General features: G+C 58.1%; 19 protein-coding genes and 2 pseudogenes. 10 read left to right on the plus strand and 11 right to left on the minus strand.

Going from position 1 to position 19729, the window contains the following annotated elements; genetic code table 11:
- The first annotated feature begins 347 nt into the window (after nt 1-347).
- The gene (locus IC232_RS29900; protein WP_190848587.1) at nt 348-686 is read left to right on the plus strand and encodes a GYD domain-containing protein; all 339 of its coding nucleotides are present in this window, start codon (nt 348-350) and stop codon (nt 684-686) included.
- A 942-nt stretch (nt 687-1628) separates the two neighbouring features.
- On the opposite strand, the gene IC232_RS29905 is transcribed toward IC232_RS29900, so the two are convergent.
- Both IC232_RS29905 and IC232_RS29910 read right to left on the minus strand, forming a co-directional pair.
- Nucleotides 1629-2372: a site-2 protease family protein gene (locus IC232_RS29905; RefSeq protein WP_210335550.1), complete on the minus strand. Its 744-nt coding sequence runs from the start codon at nt 2370-2372 to the stop codon at nt 1629-1631.
- A gap of 189 nt (nt 2373-2561) precedes the next feature.
- A pseudogene (locus IC232_RS29910) lies at nt 2562-3092 on the minus strand (IS6 family transposase); the annotation flags it as partial.
- 158 nt (nt 3093-3250) lie between these two features.
- On the opposite strand from IC232_RS29910, the gene IC232_RS29915 reads away from it, so the two are divergent.
- Complete coding sequence (locus IC232_RS29915; RefSeq protein ID WP_190848588.1) at nt 3251-3508, plus strand: hypothetical protein; 258 nt, start codon at nt 3251-3253, stop codon at nt 3506-3508.
- A gap of 53 nt (nt 3509-3561) precedes the next feature.
- Here IC232_RS29915 and IC232_RS29920 read toward each other — a convergent pair.
- Nucleotides 3562-3705, minus strand: a pseudogene (locus IC232_RS29920) (IS5/IS1182 family transposase); the annotation flags it as partial.
- 104 nt (nt 3706-3809) lie between these two features.
- Nucleotides 3810-4997 carry a YncE family protein gene (locus IC232_RS29925; protein WP_190848590.1) on the minus strand — a complete coding sequence of 396 codons (1188 nt, stop codon included), beginning with the start codon at nt 4995-4997 and terminating at the stop codon, nt 3810-3812.
- Nucleotides 4998-5220: 223 nt separating this feature from the next.
- On the opposite strand from IC232_RS29925, the gene IC232_RS29930 reads away from it, so the two are divergent.
- From IC232_RS29930 to IC232_RS29950, 5 genes are all read left to right on the plus strand, one after another.
- On the plus strand, nt 5221-5607 hold the full coding sequence (locus tag IC232_RS29930; protein ID WP_190848591.1) for a hypothetical protein: 387 nt from the start codon (nt 5221-5223) through the stop codon (nt 5605-5607).
- Nucleotides 5608-5689: 82 nt separating this feature from the next.
- Nucleotides 5690-7048, plus strand: a complete 1359-nt coding sequence (locus IC232_RS29935) for a hypothetical protein (protein ID WP_190848592.1) — start codon at nt 5690-5692, stop codon at nt 7046-7048.
- A gap of 155 nt (nt 7049-7203) precedes the next feature.
- On the plus strand, nt 7204-7866 hold the full coding sequence (locus tag IC232_RS29940; protein ID WP_190848593.1) for a peroxiredoxin: 663 nt from the start codon (nt 7204-7206) through the stop codon (nt 7864-7866).
- Between the two features lie 136 nt (nt 7867-8002).
- Nucleotides 8003-8926: an MBL fold metallo-hydrolase gene (locus IC232_RS29945; RefSeq protein WP_190848594.1), complete on the plus strand. Its 924-nt coding sequence runs from the start codon at nt 8003-8005 to the stop codon at nt 8924-8926.
- A gap of 52 nt (nt 8927-8978) precedes the next feature.
- On the plus strand, nt 8979-10010 hold the full coding sequence (locus IC232_RS29950) for a cysteine synthase A (protein WP_190848595.1): 1032 nt from the start codon (nt 8979-8981) through the stop codon (nt 10008-10010).
- Between the two features lie 1829 nt (nt 10011-11839).
- Here IC232_RS29950 and IC232_RS29955 read toward each other — a convergent pair.
- Together IC232_RS29955 and IC232_RS29960 are read right to left on the minus strand one after the other, a co-directional pair.
- On the minus strand, nt 11840-12139 hold the full coding sequence (locus IC232_RS29955; RefSeq protein ID WP_190848596.1) for a hypothetical protein: 300 nt from the start codon (nt 12137-12139) through the stop codon (nt 11840-11842).
- Between the two features lie 1180 nt (nt 12140-13319).
- Nucleotides 13320-14018 (minus strand): IS6 family transposase, encoded by a 699-nt coding sequence (locus tag IC232_RS29960; RefSeq protein ID WP_190848597.1) that lies wholly within the window; start codon nt 14016-14018, stop codon nt 13320-13322.
- Between the two features lie 4 nt (nt 14019-14022).
- On the opposite strand from IC232_RS29960, the gene IC232_RS29965 reads away from it, so the two are divergent.
- From IC232_RS29965 to IC232_RS29975, 3 genes are all read left to right on the plus strand, one after another.
- Complete coding sequence (locus tag IC232_RS29965; protein ID WP_190848598.1) at nt 14023-14310, plus strand: hypothetical protein; 288 nt, start codon at nt 14023-14025, stop codon at nt 14308-14310.
- 373 nt (nt 14311-14683) lie between these two features.
- A complete protein-coding gene (locus tag IC232_RS29970; RefSeq protein WP_190848599.1) occupies nt 14684-14899 on the plus strand; it encodes a hypothetical protein in 216 nt (71 codons plus the stop codon).
- Nucleotides 14900-16154: 1255 nt separating this feature from the next.
- Nucleotides 16155-16595 carry a hypothetical protein gene (locus IC232_RS29975; protein WP_190848600.1) on the plus strand — a complete coding sequence of 147 codons (441 nt, stop codon included), beginning with the start codon at nt 16155-16157 and terminating at the stop codon, nt 16593-16595.
- 289 nt (nt 16596-16884) lie between these two features.
- On the opposite strand, the gene IC232_RS29980 is transcribed toward IC232_RS29975, so the two are convergent.
- From IC232_RS29980 to IC232_RS33175, 5 genes are all read right to left on the minus strand, one after another.
- Nucleotides 16885-17088, minus strand: a complete 204-nt coding sequence (locus IC232_RS29980; RefSeq protein WP_036349065.1) for a hypothetical protein — start codon at nt 17086-17088, stop codon at nt 16885-16887.
- Nucleotides 17089-17452: 364 nt separating this feature from the next.
- The gene (locus IC232_RS29985; RefSeq protein ID WP_312895257.1) at nt 17453-17689 is read right to left on the minus strand and encodes a hypothetical protein; all 237 of its coding nucleotides are present in this window, start codon (nt 17687-17689) and stop codon (nt 17453-17455) included.
- Nucleotides 17690-18022: 333 nt separating this feature from the next.
- Nucleotides 18023-18232: a cold-shock protein gene (locus tag IC232_RS29990; RefSeq protein WP_190848602.1), complete on the minus strand. Its 210-nt coding sequence runs from the start codon at nt 18230-18232 to the stop codon at nt 18023-18025.
- 421 nt (nt 18233-18653) lie between these two features.
- Nucleotides 18654-19079, minus strand: a complete 426-nt coding sequence (locus tag IC232_RS33170) for a hypothetical protein (protein ID WP_312895258.1) — start codon at nt 19077-19079, stop codon at nt 18654-18656.
- A gap of 99 nt (nt 19080-19178) precedes the next feature.
- On the minus strand, nt 19179-19319 hold the full coding sequence (locus IC232_RS33175) for a ParA family protein (protein ID WP_312895259.1): 141 nt from the start codon (nt 19317-19319) through the stop codon (nt 19179-19181).
- Between the last annotated feature and the right edge of the window lie 410 nt (nt 19320-19729).

The following is a 19729-nucleotide window of genomic DNA, read 5'->3' on the forward strand; positions in this document are numbered from 1 at the left end:
AAGTCCGTCCGCATCGCTTAAGCAAAGGCTTGGGGCGGGCTCAGTACGTCCACCAACCAATCCGTGCAACACAGCCCCGACAAAATGCAATTTGAAGAGCTTTAAGCTACGGGAGCATGGGCTCAACATCAGCCACCTGCCAGAAGCCGCATCCGGCGTAGTTCAGAACGATGCAAAGTCCATGGTCAAGAAGGGAGACGTATGGACCTGCGCCAAGGGCATCACCACGGAGGCATGCAGAGCAAGAGCAAAGCAGTTGCGATTATGAGGATCATTGATCTGCTAACCGCATGAGTAAGCGAATGTAATAGACCCCACGTTTCCATTAACAACCGTAGGAGAGCGCAATGCCCATCTTCATTTCTCAGGGACGGTATTCGCAAGATGCGATGCGCGGCATGGTGACGACGCCGGAAGACCGGACTGAGCCGGTATCCAAGCTCGTTGAAGCTGCGGGCGGTAAGCTTCTCGGCTACTATGTCACCTTCGGCGAGTACGACTGGCTCATTGTGGTCGAAGCACCGGATGCTCAAACAGTCTCAGCGGCGGTGATCACGGCGGCGGCAGGCGGTGGCGTGAAGGACATGAAGACCACCCTGGCGATGACCGGGGCTGAGGCCATGCAAGCCTTCCGCGCCGCAGGTGATCTCACCAAGAACTTCAGGTCAGCCGGGCAGGCAGCGTGATGCTCGGAGCTTAGGTCTGGTGAAGGGCAGGACCCTGCGCACATACCTATAGACAGACTCCGAGAGGCAGACGCCGCCCGACGCGGCAAGGTTTCGAGCCGGGCGGCAATATTCACCCCATCCCCCGGAAGATCGCCGCCTCGGATCATGACATCACCGACATGCACTCAGATGCGGAACTGAAGACGACGCTCCTCAGGAGCATCGTGGATCGCTTCTCGTCTCTTGGTTCATGTTGCCCGACAGCATCAACCGATGTCAGTAGACTTGGCCATTCGCGCGAGGAAAGCTGCTGGTCTCCTCTCGCTCGAAGTGCCTTTGAAACCTGGGATCGGGAGCCCACTCCCGGTTCTCCAAACGATTACGGCTCTCCTGCTGACCGCGCGCAAATGATCCTCCCGATGTGTGACCGTCCCGTCCCAGGTTCCGATCACCCATACGATCTTCACTTCTTGTGACCTGCTCACGGGTAGAGCGGCGACCAAGGTCTATGCCAAGGTCCTCGTACGGACTGGTGCCCTCTTGACGAGGCAAGGGAATCCGATTGGCACTCCGGTCCTGGTTATCGTAGCGGTTGTCTCGTTCCGGTATGGGCGCGCGTCGGCGCTCCGGAGTCCTGTTCCTGATTTCGTTCTGCTCTCTAACCTCGCGCTCGTACTGTCTGCGCTGATAAATACCGAGAGCACAGCCCGCGAGCGCTCCTTTGATCCGATGTCCACCTGCGAAATGACCGGCAACAGCCCCGCCGAGCCCATACTTAAGACAGCCGCCAGGACGGCTCTGAGCTTCTGCCGAGCCTGCGGCGATGCCAAACGAAAACATGACGGCGGCGAGCGCTATCTTCCTCATCGATATGACCTCTCCTGATCCCAGCCAACGTAGGCTCACTCGGAGCGGTTCCTGTCCGGTGCGGTTATGAAGCAGCTTCTTCGCCCGCATCCGCTATTGCGATACGCCAGCGATGGCCCGAAGGATTGGCAATAGCCATTGGAGCGGAGCCGCAACAGCCCATCGGAACAGGTTCAGGTCAGTTCCCATTTGTCGGCCGAGCATTGGCAGAAGGAAGATAATCCCGAGGAGGGTGAGAAACCCGAAACGCTCCAGCTTTGCATATTGCCGCGCCAGAGCTTTGGGCAAAATGCTCATGACGACACGACCTCCGTCCAAGGGCGGCATCGGCAGCATGTTGAAGATCGCTAGGATCAGGTTCAGCAGGATCGATTGATAAAGCGTCTGAGCTAACCAGGGTGCAATCGCCTCAGGCAGCAGCGGAACAATCCTAAGAAACACCGCTGACACAAAGGCGAGCGTCACGTTCGTCAGTGGACCAGCCAGCGCAACAAGGGCCATGTCTCGGCGCGGATGGCTTAAGCGTCCGAATGCCACTGGGACAGGCTTTGCCCACCCGAAAAGAAAAGGAGCTTTGGTCAGGAAGAGCAGGGCAGGGAGCAGGATCGTTCCAAACGGATCGACATGCTTGAGCGGGTTGAAGGTGACACGACCCAGCCGGTGAGCCGTATCGTCTCCCAGTTTCCAAGCGGCATAGGCATGTGCCGCCTCGTGGAAGGTGATTGCGATGAGGATCGGGACGATCCAGGTCGATGCCGTGTAGATGGTGCTAGGCAGGTCCAAACAGCGATCCTTGTGACTGCGCCAGGACTGATCAGCTAACTGGCCGCCAACCAAACATATGTGCTGTGCCGGTCTTTTTCATGCCTGCGTTGAAGCGGACGCGGGTGATGTCACATTAACGGGGAATACTGCTCTGTACTCGTCAACGGAAAATCGCGTGTCGAGGAAGATCAGAGACTTGGCCTGTGCAAAAGCCGGCCTCAACGGCCTTCTCAACGCCTATACTCGGTTAATGTGACATCCCCGCTCCCGCTTCCGTAGCGGGAGATGGGAGTTCTCGGCCCTGTTGTTGATGGCCTTGTGGGACAGGTGCTCGACCCTTGGCAGGACCTGCCTCTTGGCGGCGGCGTATGAGAGCAGCTTGTCAGTGATGATGCGCTTGGGTGCGATCCCCTGCCTCTTCATCAGCCGGGTCATCAATCGCTTGGCCGCCTTGGTGTCGCGCCGGTTCTGAACAATCTCGTCGAGGACCTAGCCATTCTTATCCACAGCGCGCCAAAGCCAGTGTTTCTGACCGGCAATGCTGATGACCACCTCATCCAGGTGCCAGACATCATGAGGGCTCGGCGGCTTGCCACCGAGGCGCCGGGCATACTCCGGACCAAACTTCCTTCCCCACCGGCGGATCGTCTCGTAGGACACAACGATGCCGCGCTCAAGAAACATCTCCTCGGCGAGTCGCAGGCTTAAAGGAAACCGGAATGACAGCCAAACGGCGTGGGTAATGATCTGAGTTGGAAATCGGTGGCGCTTGTAGCCGACTGCATCAGGCATACCGCGGCTCTTAAGCCACAAATCTCTGACCAAGAGTTACCGTGACATCACCCACAGGGTGCTGCTTGCCCCAGCGCGCACGGGAGGCCCGGCCGCAGAACAGCGCCGGGCATCTTTGCATGTTGGCGTGTAGGGCTGTTGTCGCGTATCCTAATGCGATGCTCAGGCTCACCGTCGCTGTTCTAGCCTCGCTCGAGATGCTTGTTGTCCTCGTCCTCGGCATCGGCGGGCTCGTGATTGAGTCGGATCCGGCTGGAGAAGGCATGGCGATGGGGGCTGCAGCCCTGGCCATCATCGTTGGCCTCCTTGCCGTATTGCCGGCGCTGCTGGCCGTCTACCACAATCGTCGCCTCTGGATGGGCCTTGTCCTGACCCTCCTCCCCCTCCTCCCCTTCCTAGTCATGTCCGGCTTCTAAGGGGATGGGTGGACCACTTAATTTCTTGATCTTCAATGCAACTCTACGGCCTGTTAGCACCTGATCCAGTCGATTGCAGCGGCGAGACAGAGTACGCCCATAAGGGGTGAGGCAGTCTTCTCGGAGCGTGTGGCAATAGCCCGCCACTCCTTCAGCCTGACCCTAAGCTGCTCGACCACATTGCGGTTGTTCACCCATTCGTGCTTGGAACCAGTTCTTGTTCCGACCCCTTTAGCCGTGCCTGCTGCTCGGTGCAGGATCTGGGATTGACCTGCAACCGAGGTGCAGGCCAACCCTGCTGTCAATGGCCTGCCATGTCGTTCCACTCGGGCAGGAGCACGATACTGTTGGGTGCAAAGCCCTGGTCCTTTAGGGCATCGATGCTGTCGACGGCTTCGCCCTTGTTCAAGTCAACCAGCGTAATCGAGCCGTCATTCATGCTCGGCAGGTTGAGCAGTGAATTCTGCACGTAGGCGAAGCGCCCATCCTTTGTATAGGCCACATGATGGGCGCCTTCTGCTGTTGCAATCGACTTCAGGAGCTTCGGCTGGCCGGCATTCTGACTGATGTCGAAGATGTGCAGATGTCCGGGCTTGGCTGTCGTGACATGGAGCCGATCCGGTCGGCCGTTCTTGCTGACAACATAGATCTCAAGTGGCACTCCCGCTTTCACCGATCCAAAGTCGAAGGCTTGGGCGACGTTGAAGCCCTTTTTCGCGGCATCCCAAGTCGCTGTCCAGAGCGTCCCACCGTACATGTTGGTCACATAGGCAACAGGTGGGTTCGTGCCCGGAACAAACACGACCTCGACTGGTGCTTCGCCCGAGGGTGAGGGTTTGTTCGACACCTTGTAGCTTTCCAGCACCTTGCCAGTGCTGGCCTCAATCGCCGTGACCATCTCGCCCGCATCTCCAAGATCCGAGCCACGAACAGTGTTGGTTACAAGGATCCGGTCAATGCCGTCATGGATGCTGATGCCGTGCGGATAAGGATGGGACAGGGCAATCGTCTGGGTCGGCACGTCCTTGACTGCGTCGCCCATGATCACGTTGGCCGAGCCGAGGCAGGTCACATACCAGCGCGTGTTGTCCGCCGAGAACACGACGTCCTCGCCAATCTTGCAGTCCGGCACGGCCACCTGCTTCACAGCGAAAGGGCGCTTCGTCACGTCGATCACCCCAAGCTCACTCTTGCCGAGCGAGGTCACATAGGCTTTGGTCGAGTCGCGGTTGTAGAAAATGTGATGGGCGACTAGGTCCGGCGGCAGCGGGAGGGTCTCGACGATCTTCTTGAAGTTCGGGGAGGTAGGATCGACGTCAATGATGGCGATCCCCTCCTGACGCGTCTGGCCCGCGACCGGATGCCTGAAAGCTTTCAGGGCCTCCGGCGGCTTGCTCTCGTAATTGGCCATGGCCAGGATTTCGGCTCGTGCTCCCGCGGAGCCGAGAAGGGCTGCTGTTAGACCCACGATCAGGCACGCGCGTGACATGGGGGTTCTCCTGTGTGCTGGTTCAGCGCGTAGGCTTTGACTGCACTCAGCCCGCCTCTGCTGGATCAGCGGCATGCGGGAACGCTCGCGCTGGTCAGGGTGGCCGTCGCGCCTTTCCAGGCTGATCCGCGCCTACGCCGTATACGGGATCAAACCCGACCTGACGAACACAGGCATTTAGTTTACGCTCGTTGGGTCTTGATGGGAAGCGGAGGCAGGCATCATGCCCCGAGGTGCAGACGACGTCCTGACCCGCCCCAGCCGCATGGTCTTTGCAACTATGCTCCTGATCACCTCGCACACTCCAGCCGTCCTGGCGCAGGATGCCGGTGCGGTGAAGCGGTTCGACATCGCGCTTGAGAATGGCCGGGTGGCGGGCGGGCCCCAGGTCGTTCGAATCGTGCGCGGTGACCAGGTGGATATCCTTTGGACAAGTAATCGGGCGGTCACGCTCCACCTTCATGGCTACGATATCGAGATCACGACCACTCCAGGCACTCCCCAGCGCATGACGTTCACGGCCCGCGCTACCGGTCGTTTCCCGGTCGAGATCCATGACGTCACCGGACGCAACCGGGCGCTGATCCATGTCGAAGTGCATCCACGCTAGCACTAAAGGAGGCCCGCACCTTTGGGCCTCACCTGCTTGTATGCTCTGCCTCATTGCATCCCATGAGGCGAAGGCTCACGGCTTGGGAGCGCGTTACGACCTGCCTCTGCCCTTGTGGCTGTATTTGCTGGGAGCCGCAGCGGCGGTAGCGGCGTCGTTCATATTCCTGGTTCTCTTCCGGACATCGGCCCGGCCCACCGGACCGCGGCACCTCATTTTCGCCCGGGGCAGGCTTTCTGCCTGGCTCGTTGCCGCTCTTCAAATCCTGTCCCTCGGCCTGTTCGCCCTGATCGTGACGGCAGGTCTCATCGGCAACCAGAACCCGTTCAAGAACATCGCCCCGGTGTTCGTCTGGGTGATCTGGTGGGTGGGGATGAGCTTTCTGGCGGCCTTTGTCGTCAATCCGTGGCGGCTGGTGAACCCGGCTGTGATCGCCTGGGAGTGGGTAAGGCTTTGGGCAGCCTGGTACTGGCATCTGGATCGTAAACGACGCCCCATGGCACGGTACCCCGTATGTCTAGGCGCATGGCCAGCCTGCGTGCTCTTCCTCGTCATGGCATGGCTGGAGCTAGTTGCGCCGCAGCGCGATGTCCCACGCAACATCGCGCTGGCAGGCCTAGCCTATCTTGGCCTGACCTGCATCGGCTGTCATCTGTTCGGCCCGGTCGTGTGGCTGCGAAACGCCGACCCCTTCTCCGTCGCCTTTGGGATCCTCGGTCGGTTCGCACCGCTCCAGATCGCCGGAAAGGGCCTTCGCTGGTGCTGGCAGTTACGACCTCATGCTGTCGGGCTCCTGTCTGATAAGCCTCTACCGGCCTCACTGGCCGCTTTCACGATCCTGATGCTTGCAACGGTGTCCGTGGACGGCCTACTCGAAACACCGGCTTGGGCGGCTCTTGTCGAAGGGGTCAGCCGGGCCGGGGCGGTGGGCGAGGGTACCGGTGACGTCCTCGCGACCATGCTGCTCGGCACGGCACCGCTCGTCTTTGGGGGCACATACCTTGTCATCATACGCATGATGAGAACGGCGTCAGGTGAGGCGGAGCATCCCTTGGGAGCCTTGGCTGGGCAGTTCGTGCTGTCCCTGGTACCTATCGCCATCGCCTATCACCTGGCGCATTATCTCTCCTTCCTGCTTCTTGCCGGACAATTCGCAATCCCGCTCGCATCCGATCCCTTCGGGTTTGGATGGGATCTGTTCGGCACGACTCTCTACCGGATCGACATAGGCATCGTGGATGCACGCTTTGTCTGGCTCATGGCTGTTGGCGCCATTGTGGTCGGCCATGTGCTTGCAACGTGGCTCGCGCATGAAACGGCCTTGGCCGTGTTTGGGACACCTAAAGCTGCGCGCCAGAGCCAAGGACCGATGCTGGTCCTGATGGTTGGTTACACGGTTCTGAGCCTCTGGATCCTGTCACAACCCATCGTCGAACCGTAGCCTTAATCGAAGGTGAAGGCTTATCGATCGACTAAGTTGGGAAGAACAGGTCAGAGCCCTCAAAATGCCCGTCATCATCTGTGATTTCACCGCAACGCTTTTCAGATGTATAGTCACCATCTGGCGAAGGGGCTCGTTTGCGGCACGAGGTTTCCATGACACTCCAGATCGGCGACGTTGCACCTGATTTCGAGGCCGAGACAACACAAGGACGTATTCGCTTCCACGACTGGATCGGCGGTTCCTGGTGCGTGCTCTTCTCCCACCCGAAGGACTTTACCCCCGTCTGCACCACTGAACTGGGCTACATGGCCCGGATCAAGCCTGAGTTTGACCGACGCGACGTCAAGATCATCGGACTGAGTGTCGATCCGGTCGGCAATCATGCACGATGGGCCGAGGACATTCGGGAGACCCAGGGCCATGCGCCCAACTTCCCGATGATTGGTGACTCCGATCTCTCAATCTCCAAGCTCTACGGCATGCTACCGGCCAGCGTGAACGGCGGCTCGGAAGGGCGGACACCGGCGGACAACCAGACCGTGCGCAATGTCTTCGTCATTGGCCCGGACAAGAAGATCAAACTGATCCTGGTCTATCCCATGACGACGGGCCGCAACTTCGACGAGGTGCTACGCGTCATTGACTCACTCCAGCTGACAGCGCAGCACCGGGTTGCGACGCCCGTGAACTGGAAGCAGGGCGAGGACGTGATCATTGCAGGTTCAGTGTCGGATGACGAGGCGAAGACAATCTATCCTGACGGTTGGAAAGCCCCAAAGCCGTACATCCGGATCGTGCCGCAGCCTCGGCCCTGAGTAAGACAGACTTTCACCGGCTGGCTGAGAACCAGTCGCTGATACAGGCCACGAGGTTGAACACAGCATCGACTGCTAACCAAGGTTGTTGAGACCCTGGGGAGTGGGCGCGGCCGCGAGCCGAGGAGCGAAAGCGATGAGCATAGCGGCTTTATCCCAGCCAATCCCCGAACACGCCAAGTGCCAGCCGCAGGTTGATGCATTCTTCGAGAGGCGTACCTGTAGTGTTCAATACGTGGTGTCTGACCCGGCAACGCGATGCTGTGCCCTCATCGACCCAGTGCTCGACTACGACGAAAAATCGGGCTCAGTCGCAACCTGGTCTGCTGACGCTCTCCTCGCGTTCGTCCGTGATCACGATCTCACAGTCGAGTGGATCCTCGATACGCATCCCCACGCGGATCACTTCTCCGCAGCCGGTTATCTGAAGGAGAGAACGGGCGCGAAGACGGCTATCGGCGAGCGGGTGGTGGAGGTACAGAAGCTCTGGAAGGCATTCTACAACTGGCCCGATAGTTTCCCGACGGACGGCTCGCAATGGGACCGTCTGGTCGCCGAGGGTGATGTCTTCCAGATCGGGACGATGGACGTACGTGTCCTGTTTTCCCCCGGGCATACCCTCGCCTCCGTCACCTACGTCGTCGGCGATGCAGCGTTCATCCACGACACACTCTTCATGCCCGACTTTGGCACGGCCCGGTGCGATTTTCCCGGCGGGGACGCGAGGGCCTTGTGGCGCATCATCCAACGCATCCTCAGTCTGCCGGACGAGACCCGCCTGTTCCCCGGCCACGACTATATGCCCGGCGGGCGCGCACCGGCTTGGGAGAGCACTGTGGCCCGTCAAAAATCCGAAAATGTTCATCTCCTGCAGACCCACAATGAGGATGAATTTGCCGCCCTGCGTCAGGCCCGGGACGCGAAGCTGCCGATGCCCAAGCTCATTCTGCACGCCCTGCAAGTGAACATGGCCGGTGGGCGACTGCCTGCACCGGAGGAGAATGGGGTTCGCTATCTAAAGATCCCTCTCGACGCACTGCCCTACGCTGTTTGGGATTAACTTTCAGGCAGTGCTCCGCGACGGCATCGTCAACAAGGGCTGGAGGCCTGACATGTCAGTGCATCATGGAATCGTGGACGCGATTGGCAACACGCCAATGATCCGGCTGCAGCGCGCCTCCGAACGGACCGGTTGCACCATCTTGGGTAAGGCCGAGTTCATGAACCCGGGCCAGTCCGTGAAGGATCGCGCAGCCCTGTTCATCATCAAGGATGCAGAGGCCCGTGGCCTTCTGCGGCCTGGAGGTTTGATCGTGGAGGGGACTGCCGGCAATACCGGCATCGGCTTGGCGCTCGTCGGCAATGCCCTTGGCTATCGCGCGGTGATCATCATCCCGGAAACGCAGACAAAGGAGAAGAAAGACATGCTCCGTCTCTGCGGCGCCGAGCTGATCGAGGTGCCGGCGGTGCCCTACGCCAACCCGAATAACTACGTAAAGGTATCCGGCCGGATTGCTGAACGCCTGGCAGAGCATGAACCAAACGGCGCGATCTGGGCCAATCAGTTCGACAATGTTGCCAACCGCGACGGGCACATCGCGACTACCGGCCCGGAGATCTGGGCGCAGACCGACGGCCGGATCGACGGTTTCGTGTGCGCCGTCGGCACCGGCGGCACCCTCGCCGGGGTGGGGGCGGCCCTCAAGGAGCGCAATCCGAACATCACGATTGGCCTCGCAGATCCCATGGGGGCTGCGCTGTTCAGCTACTATACGCGTGGCGAGCTGAAGGCTGAGGGCTCGTCGATTACGGAGGGTATCGGCCAGGGTCGGATCACAAAGAACCTGGAGGGGTTCAGGCCCGATGTCGCCTTTCAGATCCCGGATGAGGAAGCGATCGCCCTTGTCTTTGAGTTATTGGAGCGGGAAGGCTTGTGCCTGGGCGGCTCCTCCGGGATCAATGTGGCCGGAGCAATTCGCCTTGCCCAGCACCTTGGCCCCGGTCATACCATCGTGACGGTGCTGTGCGACTACGGCACCCGCTACCAGTCGAAGTTGTTCAACCCGGAGTTCCTCCGCTCCACGAACCTTCCTGTGCCAGCATGGCTCGAGCGGGAAAGTACGCTGGACAAGTGTCTCGTGTAAGGGCTCTGTTGCATTAACTTCGTGAGGCACAAGCCATAGCGTGTTTGTAGGCCTAATCACCTGCCAGATCCTGTGGCTCGACCGGTTAATGCAACAGAGCCGTCGCATCAGGTGAAGCCTCTGAAGGCGGCGATTTCATTTACCGGATCATCACGGGTGTTCCGCGCTCGTCCCATGGAGTTGCCCAATGAACCGCAGAACACTTAGACACCTCTAAGCCTTCGAGGAAAAAACTTCCGAAGGATACGGGCAAGTGGCATACAATCATGGTGGCCAGTGACGAAGAGGAGGAGCGGGAGATCGCAGTCCTGAAAGCCTCCCGAAGCGGAACGAAGGCGACAACCTGATGGTCGTTCGCCTCGTGGCTGCTGGTCAAGAACCTAACCCGGATGAGACATACGCCTGTGAGCTCCTGCCATGAACAGGTCACTATTGAGCCGTCTCCATAGGCTGAAGATGAGGGCTGAGCTTGATCGTTCGGTAGAGAGCATGACGGATGAGGAATTATTCTCGACGTTTCTGAACGTTGTTCAGAGAGCTGGAGGTGCAGAGGCCCTCGCGGAAGCTCTCAAAGACGAAGGCGAGGGGCGTTTGGCAGAGAGTGTTCTTCAGTGTGCCGCTTGCACAACGGCTGCCGAGTTTATGGCTGTTGAACACCGACGGCCGAAAAGCATTCGCCCGACGCTCCCACTGTCTCACGTCGGCTGATTACGCTTCCGTTCCTTTCGGCGCAGGGCAAAAAGAAAATCAAGCTGTTCGTCGGATATGGGGCTCGTATCAGGTGGGAAATAGACGCTTCGCATTAGCTCAGCGATACGGTTCTTGGCGTCGTGATTGATGCTCAGAGCTTCGGACTTTCTTTTTCGACCAGGCACGGATGCTTACCTTAGATACGCAATGCATTTGTTCCTGAGACTGGGAGGCTTATGGTTAACAAGCGGTTAACCTTGGCCTTAAGCATCTGATGGGAAAGCTAAACGGCTTAGTGGCCAAACAGCGTTCGCCTCCTCTCTTCCCGGCTTGTGGGAAACCAGGTTGTTCAGCTCAAGAACGTTTGGCGCCTCGTCCTTGTTGGTAGATCCGCTTAGCGAGAGAGCTGCCGTCCTCACGAGCCTTGTCTGCAAGCTCACACCTGATGTCACCGAGAGAACCAAGTACTCGCTGACAATCAGAGCAGTGCACAATCGAGCCATCATGGGGCTTCGGGGGCATGACTGCCCGATTTGATCCACAGTCAGGGCAAAGGTAGCTCAGTCCAACTCCGCCCTTTATCAATGGATCAAGTCCCCATGTGTTAGCTGTTTCTGTAGCAACGAAGCTTACCGTCAGCGGTTGTCATGTCGAAGTGGCCGCAACCTATCCCGAAGGGGATGGAGACCACGATGGCGGACAAGAAGCCAGACCCATCCCGAGCAGAGCATAGAGAAGCGGTGCGCTTGTCCTGGAAGGCCCGCCATATTCCAGTTGGGACGCTCCTCCTGTGTGTCCTGCTGCTGGTGGTCTTTCTCTCGGCGGTGTCTATGGTGATTTCGCTAGGGCCACATAACCCCATTTCTTGAGGTCAGCCCGTATGCTTCCGTGAGGACCTGCCTGGGCTTCTCCCCCCATTGCTCTGGATTTTAGAAACGAGTGCACGCGGCTTTGAATCGCTTGCTCAGGGTGCGAGAAAAGGCGTTCGGCGCACTCTAAACATCTGATTCAAACATCAACGGACTCGTTGCGCAGCAACGTGCAGGCGTTTCATACCTTTGACAAGACCGCTGCGGAGGCCGCTGAGAAGGATTAATGCTCCAAGCGTGGTAGGGGCGCCCCCGAGGTGGATAACGCGACTAGAGGGTTCCTATGGCGAAGTCAAAGGCGGCTCTGAGTCCCGGGGCAGCAGCAAAGGCGTGGAACAGGTAGAAGCCATTGAACCGCACCCCTGCGTAAGCTGCCTTACGGTCGAAGCCCGCTGGAGGAGATTCCAGAGGGCGCAGGGGCTGTTCAAATGTCCATTGCTCGGGGTCAATGAAGTGAGGGACCGGGCGGACCTCAGGCACGGCACAGACGATTTCTGGTCGCTGCTTGTTCCTGAACAGGTTGTAGGCGTAATCGCTTGGAGCTGGTTCCGGCTGCTGAACGGACGTCATGCTGTGCGTTTCCAAGGCTGGCGCCATCTTGTTATTGGCTCATGACGCTCTAGCCGGATCTTACTGTACTCAGATGCGGTTTCGTACTCTCCCGAAGGAGTATTTCTGGCACTTCAGGGGACTGAGAGCGGAGCCTCATCCCGCCTGCGTCAGCAGAGCGCGGAGTGTGGTGTGGCGAGATTGAGGTGCTTTAGTCAGCAGTCGTCAAGGAAGCAGCGATGGCACGGCTCTTGATGCTGGCCGACCTGTGGTAGTGGCTTGCCTGCTGAAGCATGTCCGCGATTTGGGATAGGCCCTGCCGGTCCAGCTCATCTGCCATCATGGCCAGAGTTGAAGCTATTCCCTCCTCGACCTGTGCGCCTTTCTCCAAGGCCGCTCCGTAGTCTAAGGCAGCTCGTCTCAACTCAGCCGCTGGGTCTTTCATTCTTGGCTTTCCTCGCCGCTGGTAGCGGGATGATGGTGCGGACGGGGGGATCCATCTTGGCGGCACCTAACCATTCATTTGGCAAGGTTTTTTATTGGCTTTGGTTCCCTCGTTTGTAGTTGGGATTTGTAGGCGCTGCAAGGCCTTGCAGCGGGTGTAGTGCGCCCGTGGACATCCAGGATGCTATCGGCGGCTGGGGCAACAAGACTGCGCGCATAGGTCCGGGGAAGGGTATCATCTGGAGAAGTTGCAGAGCTACCTGGAGAAGGTGGTCTTGGAGTAGGCCGCACCGGACTTCCCAAGCCAGTCAACCACCACCGGACGGTCTGCTGCGTGGTACACAGCGATACCCAATAGAACATTGAGGAGTATCGGCTGTCGGCACCCAGGCCGGGTCTAAGGTCTCATCCCTGACACATTGGGTCACCGCTGACACGTAACGGTCATACGTCATCGGGCCGGTGTTGAGGACAGCAGCCCCCCGACTGGCAACCAGTTGTCTTGCCCCATTGCAGGACATCTGTAGGGTCAAAGGACGGCCTTGGGCCAATGCGCTAGAGTTAATGCTTATGGGAGCGATGGTAGCAGACACCAGTTTGATATAGTCCATCGCCGCCTCCAGACGGCGGCACAATGCCGAGAGAATGCCTGAGGAGGATGCGCCCGAGGCGTCCGACTGGCGGTGTGGGAACGCACGTAGGGGGGCTTTGTTGCATTATCTTGAAAAGGGGAAACAAATCCAGTCGAATGGGTCACTCAAGCCGCGAGGCCGAAGCGCTGGTTCACAAGGCGGATTTCGCCTGCCACGTCACGCTGTGCCAGGCCGCAATGGCCGCGGCGGATCATCCGCATCACCTCGAAGCCTTTGATGGTGGCGGAGGCTGTTGCCATCCTCTGGAAGCCGCGGGTCGGCCGTATCACGCGCTTGAGTGCTCCATGGTCGGCCTCAATGATGTTATTCAAATATTTCGATGTCCGGTGCTCAACATCGTTCGACAGCACGCCTTCCTTCTGCAGGCGCTGGATTGCCTTAGGATACGACACCAGTTTGTCAGTCGTGATGGATGAGGGCGGATAGTCGCTCATCGTCCTCAGGGCTTTGCGCAGGAAGCGATAGGCTGCTATGGTGTTGCGGCGGTCTGACAGCATGAAGTCGATCAGCTGTCCGTGCTTGTCGAGCGCACGAAACAGGTACTTCCATTTCCCGCCAACCCGCACGTAGGTTTCGTCGACCCGCCATGAGCCGGATCGATAGCCCTGACATCGGCGAACTCGCTTCCCAATCTCTGGGGCGTAACGCTGAACCCAACGGAAGATCGTGGGTGGGTCGACGTTGACACCGCGCTCATGCATCATCTCAGCCAGATCGTGATAACTGATGCCGTACTTGCAGTACCAGCGCACGCATAGAAGGATGATCGGGACCGGAAACCGGCGGCGCTTGAACAGAGACAACAGGATGACTCCTCGATTAGCCATCCCTCGCTACACTGCCAAGCTTAATGCAACGGAGCCCAAAACTGAGGCATTGAGGCTCGGTGAGAAACTGCCGGAAGGCTGTGCTGACCTCTCGCCAGATTACAGCAGCAAGATCGTCATCGAGATTGTTGACGAGGAACTCCGGCCGATCCTTGCGATCCCCTATGCAGAAATCGCCGATCAGTTGATCCCTGCCAGGGGCTCTCACGTGGTCACCGCGTGCCCGGTCAGCACAAAAGAAAAGCGCGCGTCGCAAGGGGCGCTTTAGCTCCGACGCGTGGGAGCAATCAACAAGATTGTCTAGAATAGGACCACAGCAGGCACTCTCGAAATACTCATATAAAATTCGTGAAGGAATAGACCAGCCGCTGCGCCCGTTTGATGACCATTCACTGTCAATTCAGATGGGAGTTCATCATATGAGCGTCACCCGACATTCAGCAGCCACACAGAGCATCACTTCAGATTCTGAGCACCTCACCATCCCTGGCCCGTCAATTCATTGTGCGTTGCTTCTGTTTGTTGCCTCTGTCAGCTCTTTCATCGGAGCGGCCCTTCTGCTGGCCAGCATCTGAGAAGGCAGCGCTCCTGAGCATTCCCGTGAGCGAGGACAGCTCCTGCTCTTAACACCGGAGGTCAAGATGCATCACAAGGTCGAGCTGGTGGCTCGGGCCATTCATAGAGCCGAGCACCAAGAACTCTCGTGGGATAGTGAGCCTTTAGTCCAGAAGGAGCGATTTCGGGAATATGCCCGCAACGCCATTCATCTGCTGAACGAAGACATCGGAGTACTTCTGCTCGCCTTGGAGGAGGCCACGGCAGGAAAGCGGATGAAGCATCCAAGAGCGGCAGCTTGATCCTGTGAAGGCCAAGAAATTTTAACTAAGGTGGTCTTGGTCGCTTCGATGCTCTGTAGCTTCGGCCTCACAAACCTCGTGACCTAGGAGGCCAGCCTCATTTCGCGTCACGGAGCCGCGTCGGTCCTGTTTGCGCCTTGGGTCTTTGGGCATTCGCGCCTTCAGTTGAGTTTCCAGCCAGCGCAGGTCCTCCTGCAGCCCTTCAAGACGCCTCAGCAACTCGCCATCAGTAGGCGGCGTGACGCGATCTGACTGACTTCCTGCTGGCGCGCCGCATTGGTGATGCTGCGGATAATCTGCAAAGAGGCCGGACCCATGCCTGGGGTCGCCAGCCAATGCTTATCTGAAATCTGGTCAACCTCTCGGACGCTGGGACAGCGCCCCTTAAACTCACGCAGAAGCACGTGTCCCATCCGAGGGGGAATCGCTTCGAGAGGAAAAGGCTCATCCAAGTGCATGTGCCATCCTGCAAAATCAAGTACGTAATTTGCTATTGCGGCGTGCAGAACAGGGCTAATCCAAGGCGCTTCATGAGCGGATTTTTGTTTCGTCCAAGTATAATTCTCCGAGATTGACTGTGTCTCCCTCACCGACACTCAGAGGCAGTTTGTTTTCCTCTGAAACGGCTCGGAGAAATCCACGGCAGAGCCACTGGGGGGTCAAGTCTCGTCATAGGCGGCAGAGGTGCTTATGCATCGCTCTGGTGTGTCCAGACACACATCCTTCCTACAAGATAGGCGGATAGTCTTGGCAGGTTATTAGGGAGGCCGAACGATGAAGACCGTCCTTTCCTAATGCTCGGCAAGAATGTTCTTGAGGAGATTGCTGCCGATGGTCGCTATCAGCTCTCATCAGTCCCAATTGAGCGGACGCATCACCTGTTCAACCCGCGCGCCTCACGCTCCGTAGGAACGGCTACCTCTTCCGCCCAAACAGCGCGGCCATCAGTCCACGTGACGTGCGAGTGGGCTGATACCCGGTCAGGGAATTTCTGACGCAGTGAGATACGGGTAGGCCGTCAATGTTGTGAGACGGCCTGTCTCATCGAGGAGCTGGTTCCAGGCCCGGCAAACCGCCTCCAGGACAGGTTCGTAGTCGGGCTCTGTTGCATCAACTTCGTGAGGCACAAGCCATAGCGTGTTTGTAGGCTTAATCACCTACCAGATCCTGTGGCTCGACCGGTTAATGCAACAAAGCCATCTGTCTGGGGGTCAGCGTAAGCTGCCCCAACTGATCTTCGAACAAGAATTAGCCCATGAGCCCATCGTTACACTGGACCCTCTTTATCGCCCGTCCCGGAAGAGATCGGCAGCACGTCATTCGAGATCCCCGAGGCGAGCCCCGGATCATCTTCGGCGAAGACGACGGCACGAGGATCAACGATCATCTGGCCGAGTATCTTGTCGAGAGCCTTAGTGCGGATCTGGATGTAGAAGACCCGAATCCGGATGAGGGTTGGTTCCTGGACAGCGCGGGAGAAGGCGACGCACAGGATCTGGCCATTCTGATTTGCGATCCTGATTTCGAGACTCGGCTCGAGATCCTCGCCACGGACAGCCCGGAAGAGGATCAGGCGCTAGGCCGCAAGGTTGTGGCTCTGATCAACACTTACCTCATCCAGAAGGCGGTTTCACAGCCAAGCGCTTCCTCCGTCGGCCCTTCAGCGGAAAAACAGCAAACCGGATCCAAACGTTGAACGATGGAGCAGTTGGAAGCCTCCTGGCCAGGCAATCGTGACTTGGCGGAGATCGCCAACTTCTTGCCAACATAAGCGTTCAACGAAAGCCGCTCTCTCGGATGAGGTGAATCCTATCGTCTTGCCCGTCTTCTGCAAGATGGGGAGCATAAGGATTGTAGAGTAGCGGTGAGAGGACTGGTGTAGAAGGCCAATCCTGAGCCTGATCTACCACGTGACCGACCGGCATTCACCACAATACACTGCAGGATGCCCCACGATTTCTCACGCTCCTTGAGATGACTGCATCTTATGTCCCCTGGGCATGCTGCACTTTCTTGATGAGTTCCTCGAGCGCAGGACCAGGTCCCTCATCATGTTGGGTCAGATAAACAGCCGCTTTCCCCAAACTGGTGAAGTCGGCCTGCTGAAAATCCTCGGGTGTGTACGAGGCCAGGATCTCAAGCGCCAGATCCTCTGCCAAGGCTCGAATCAGCTCGACTTCGGGGGTCATGCTGGATCTCACGTTCTGCTGCAGCAGCTTACCAGCACCGTTCCATTCAGGCCAGTTATCGTCAGGTCGCACTAGCTGGGCAATCGCCAAAGACGGTGTTCACCTGCCTAATCTAGTAACACTGGCCCAATCGCTCGACCGAACCGGCCCAGGCGCCGAACACATTGTGCGAACACAAGGCACTCAGAAGCCGGATCCAATCACTTCCTCGGTCGTGACGCGAAAGTCGACGATGGTGCCAGGACCAAAAGTGAGTGTCAGCGGACTGTCGCTTGCCCGAGCTCGTACGTCATCTCGCAGCCGACCCGGATCCGCATGGTTTCTCCTCAACCACGGAGCAGAGCAAGGTTTGGGCTGCTTCCGATCATGGTTGATCCTCGCCTGGATGGTGCCGGCAGACGCCTCGGGTGTGCTTCTCGATTGCCGCCAAGGCGGCATCAAGTGATGCGAAGGGGCCATGCTCGATGCGGGCCATAGTCTCCAGAGCATAGCCATCTGGGTGGATTGTGAACTGTTTGGCGGGGGCTTCCGTGATCCGGCCCATGGGGCGGCCGAGCAGGTCCGTCAGGGTCCATGCCGTGCCGTCGTCTGTTGATGTCACGGTGATATCCAAGCATGCCTCCGGTTCCCACACTGCGCATGGATCTATATGGGCCGTCCGTCTCACTACTAAGGCTTGCCAACGCGGTGTGTTCCCATGTGCTTTCAGCTCCGCTGGTGCAGCGCGGATCGGCTACACTGAGAACTTCGCCTCTGATCTGACCGACTAGGACAATGCGAAGTTCCGGTCGGAAGCAGGCGAGGCCGCTTCTGGAACATGAGGCTGAGGCCCTGGCTCTGTGGCACCGAATAGCGCGGCCAATCCAAACAGTAAGCCGCCCTGTCAGGAGCGGCTTGAAGAGCCAGCACCGAGCTGACGCGATGACAGGCTCAATCAAGCCTTCTGGAGGTTGGTTGCCGACTCTTTGCCTGTACGGCGGTCGGCTTCCACCTCATGAGAGATCTTCTGGCCTTCCACGAGGCCGCGCATGCCGGCCCGCTCGAGCGCTGAGGCATGGACGAACACATCCTTGCCGCCGCTATCCGGCTGGATGAAGCCATAGCCCTTCGTATCATTATACCACTTCACAGTACCAATTGCCATTGAATATTCCTCATGTCCTTCAGATGCGCTTTCGCAAGATCATCCTGCCGTGTCTGGCCACGAGGTCAAGCACTTGGCTGACAGCTGGATCGTGACGCAAATCCTGCATCATGTGCTCGGTGTGAAGCCGCCGCGGCTTCGACTGTTGCGTGGAATCCTGCTGTGCAATTTACAAACTTCTTCAAAATACTTATCAGCCGTTTTCTCCGGCTTTGTCGTAGATCGGGATCAAGGGCGAGAAAGCGATAGGGCCGTCGTGTTGCTCTCATGCAGTGAGCAGGTAAATTGCTTGGCCAACGGTATTCGCCAATCGCAGACATATTTGGCCTGTTACATGGACATTAGGCTGGTCATCTCAATGCTGCCCAGGATCACATGAGTAGCGATACCGGACTGGTGGCCGAGCATTGGCCGAATACGCTCAGGTGGATTGTGCGTGTTTGCCGGTCATAGCCTCAATTGCCTCAAAGCTCCTTGTTAGCACTCGCCAAAGATTGCCAATTTCCTCTGATCCGGACGACCTGGAGCTGAGCTCGTTAACGCCGGCACCATGGGCCAGGGAGAGAGACAATTCAGGGCTATGTGTAATCTGACCCGCCCATGTTAGAGCATCGAGCGCCTGCATTGCCCCTCGTGCGTCTGTAACCATCGCATCATCCGAGCCATTCTTGGCCGGCGCGGCATTGATCACCACTGCATAAGGCTTTTTCAATTCACGGCAGACCTGGATCGTTGCCTGAACGGCGTCGACATCAAACAGCCCGGGACGCATTGGAATTACGACAAGATTTGCATGCCAGATCGCCTCGGACACCGAGTCTTCGGCGTTGGGCGGCGTGTCGATCAAGACCCATTCAACCCTATCGCGCTTCGCCTTCGTCAAGGTGGCCGCGAGATGCTTGGTGCCAACATGGAGCTGAAGATCCCGCGCGTCCCGGACCTGGTGCTAAAGGGCCAGTGACCCCTGAGGATCTCCGTCAATGAGGAGCGTCGACCGAGAATGCTCAGCCATATAACTTCCCAAATGCGCCGCAAGGGTGCTCTTTCCAGAACCGCCCTTGCGGGAAGCAAAAGCCAAGACATTCATGCCAGTTCTCCCAATCTGGGCAGATCGATTGTAGTTGTGGTTACGAGCCCATAACTGCGTTGGAATACTCACCAAAAACAAACGAGGCGCATGTGCTCGCCCCACTTGCTGTCGTGGAAAGACCTGCCCGTTGTTCCAGATCGATCAGGCAGGACATAGTCGTGTGCGTATGGTTAACAGAATATTGATCATGGCTTCGGAATGACATTGCTGCTTTCCAGGCCTGCGGATATTCCCATCTGGCGGCCACCTTCATATTGGCCAGGTAGACTCTATCACAAGGGGCGAATTCCATCACAAACGAAGGGTCTGCACTCGGAGGCTGAATGACCCAGTAGTGTGGTGAAGGTTCTGCAAATCGCCTGATCGGGGCGGTCATGGCAGGATGGTGATGTCCAAGTCACCCTCCG

The sequence above is a fragment of the Microvirga sp. genome, from assembly GCF_014699075.1.
In the GTDB taxonomy this organism is placed as follows: domain Bacteria; phylum Pseudomonadota; class Alphaproteobacteria; order Rhizobiales; family Beijerinckiaceae; genus Microvirga.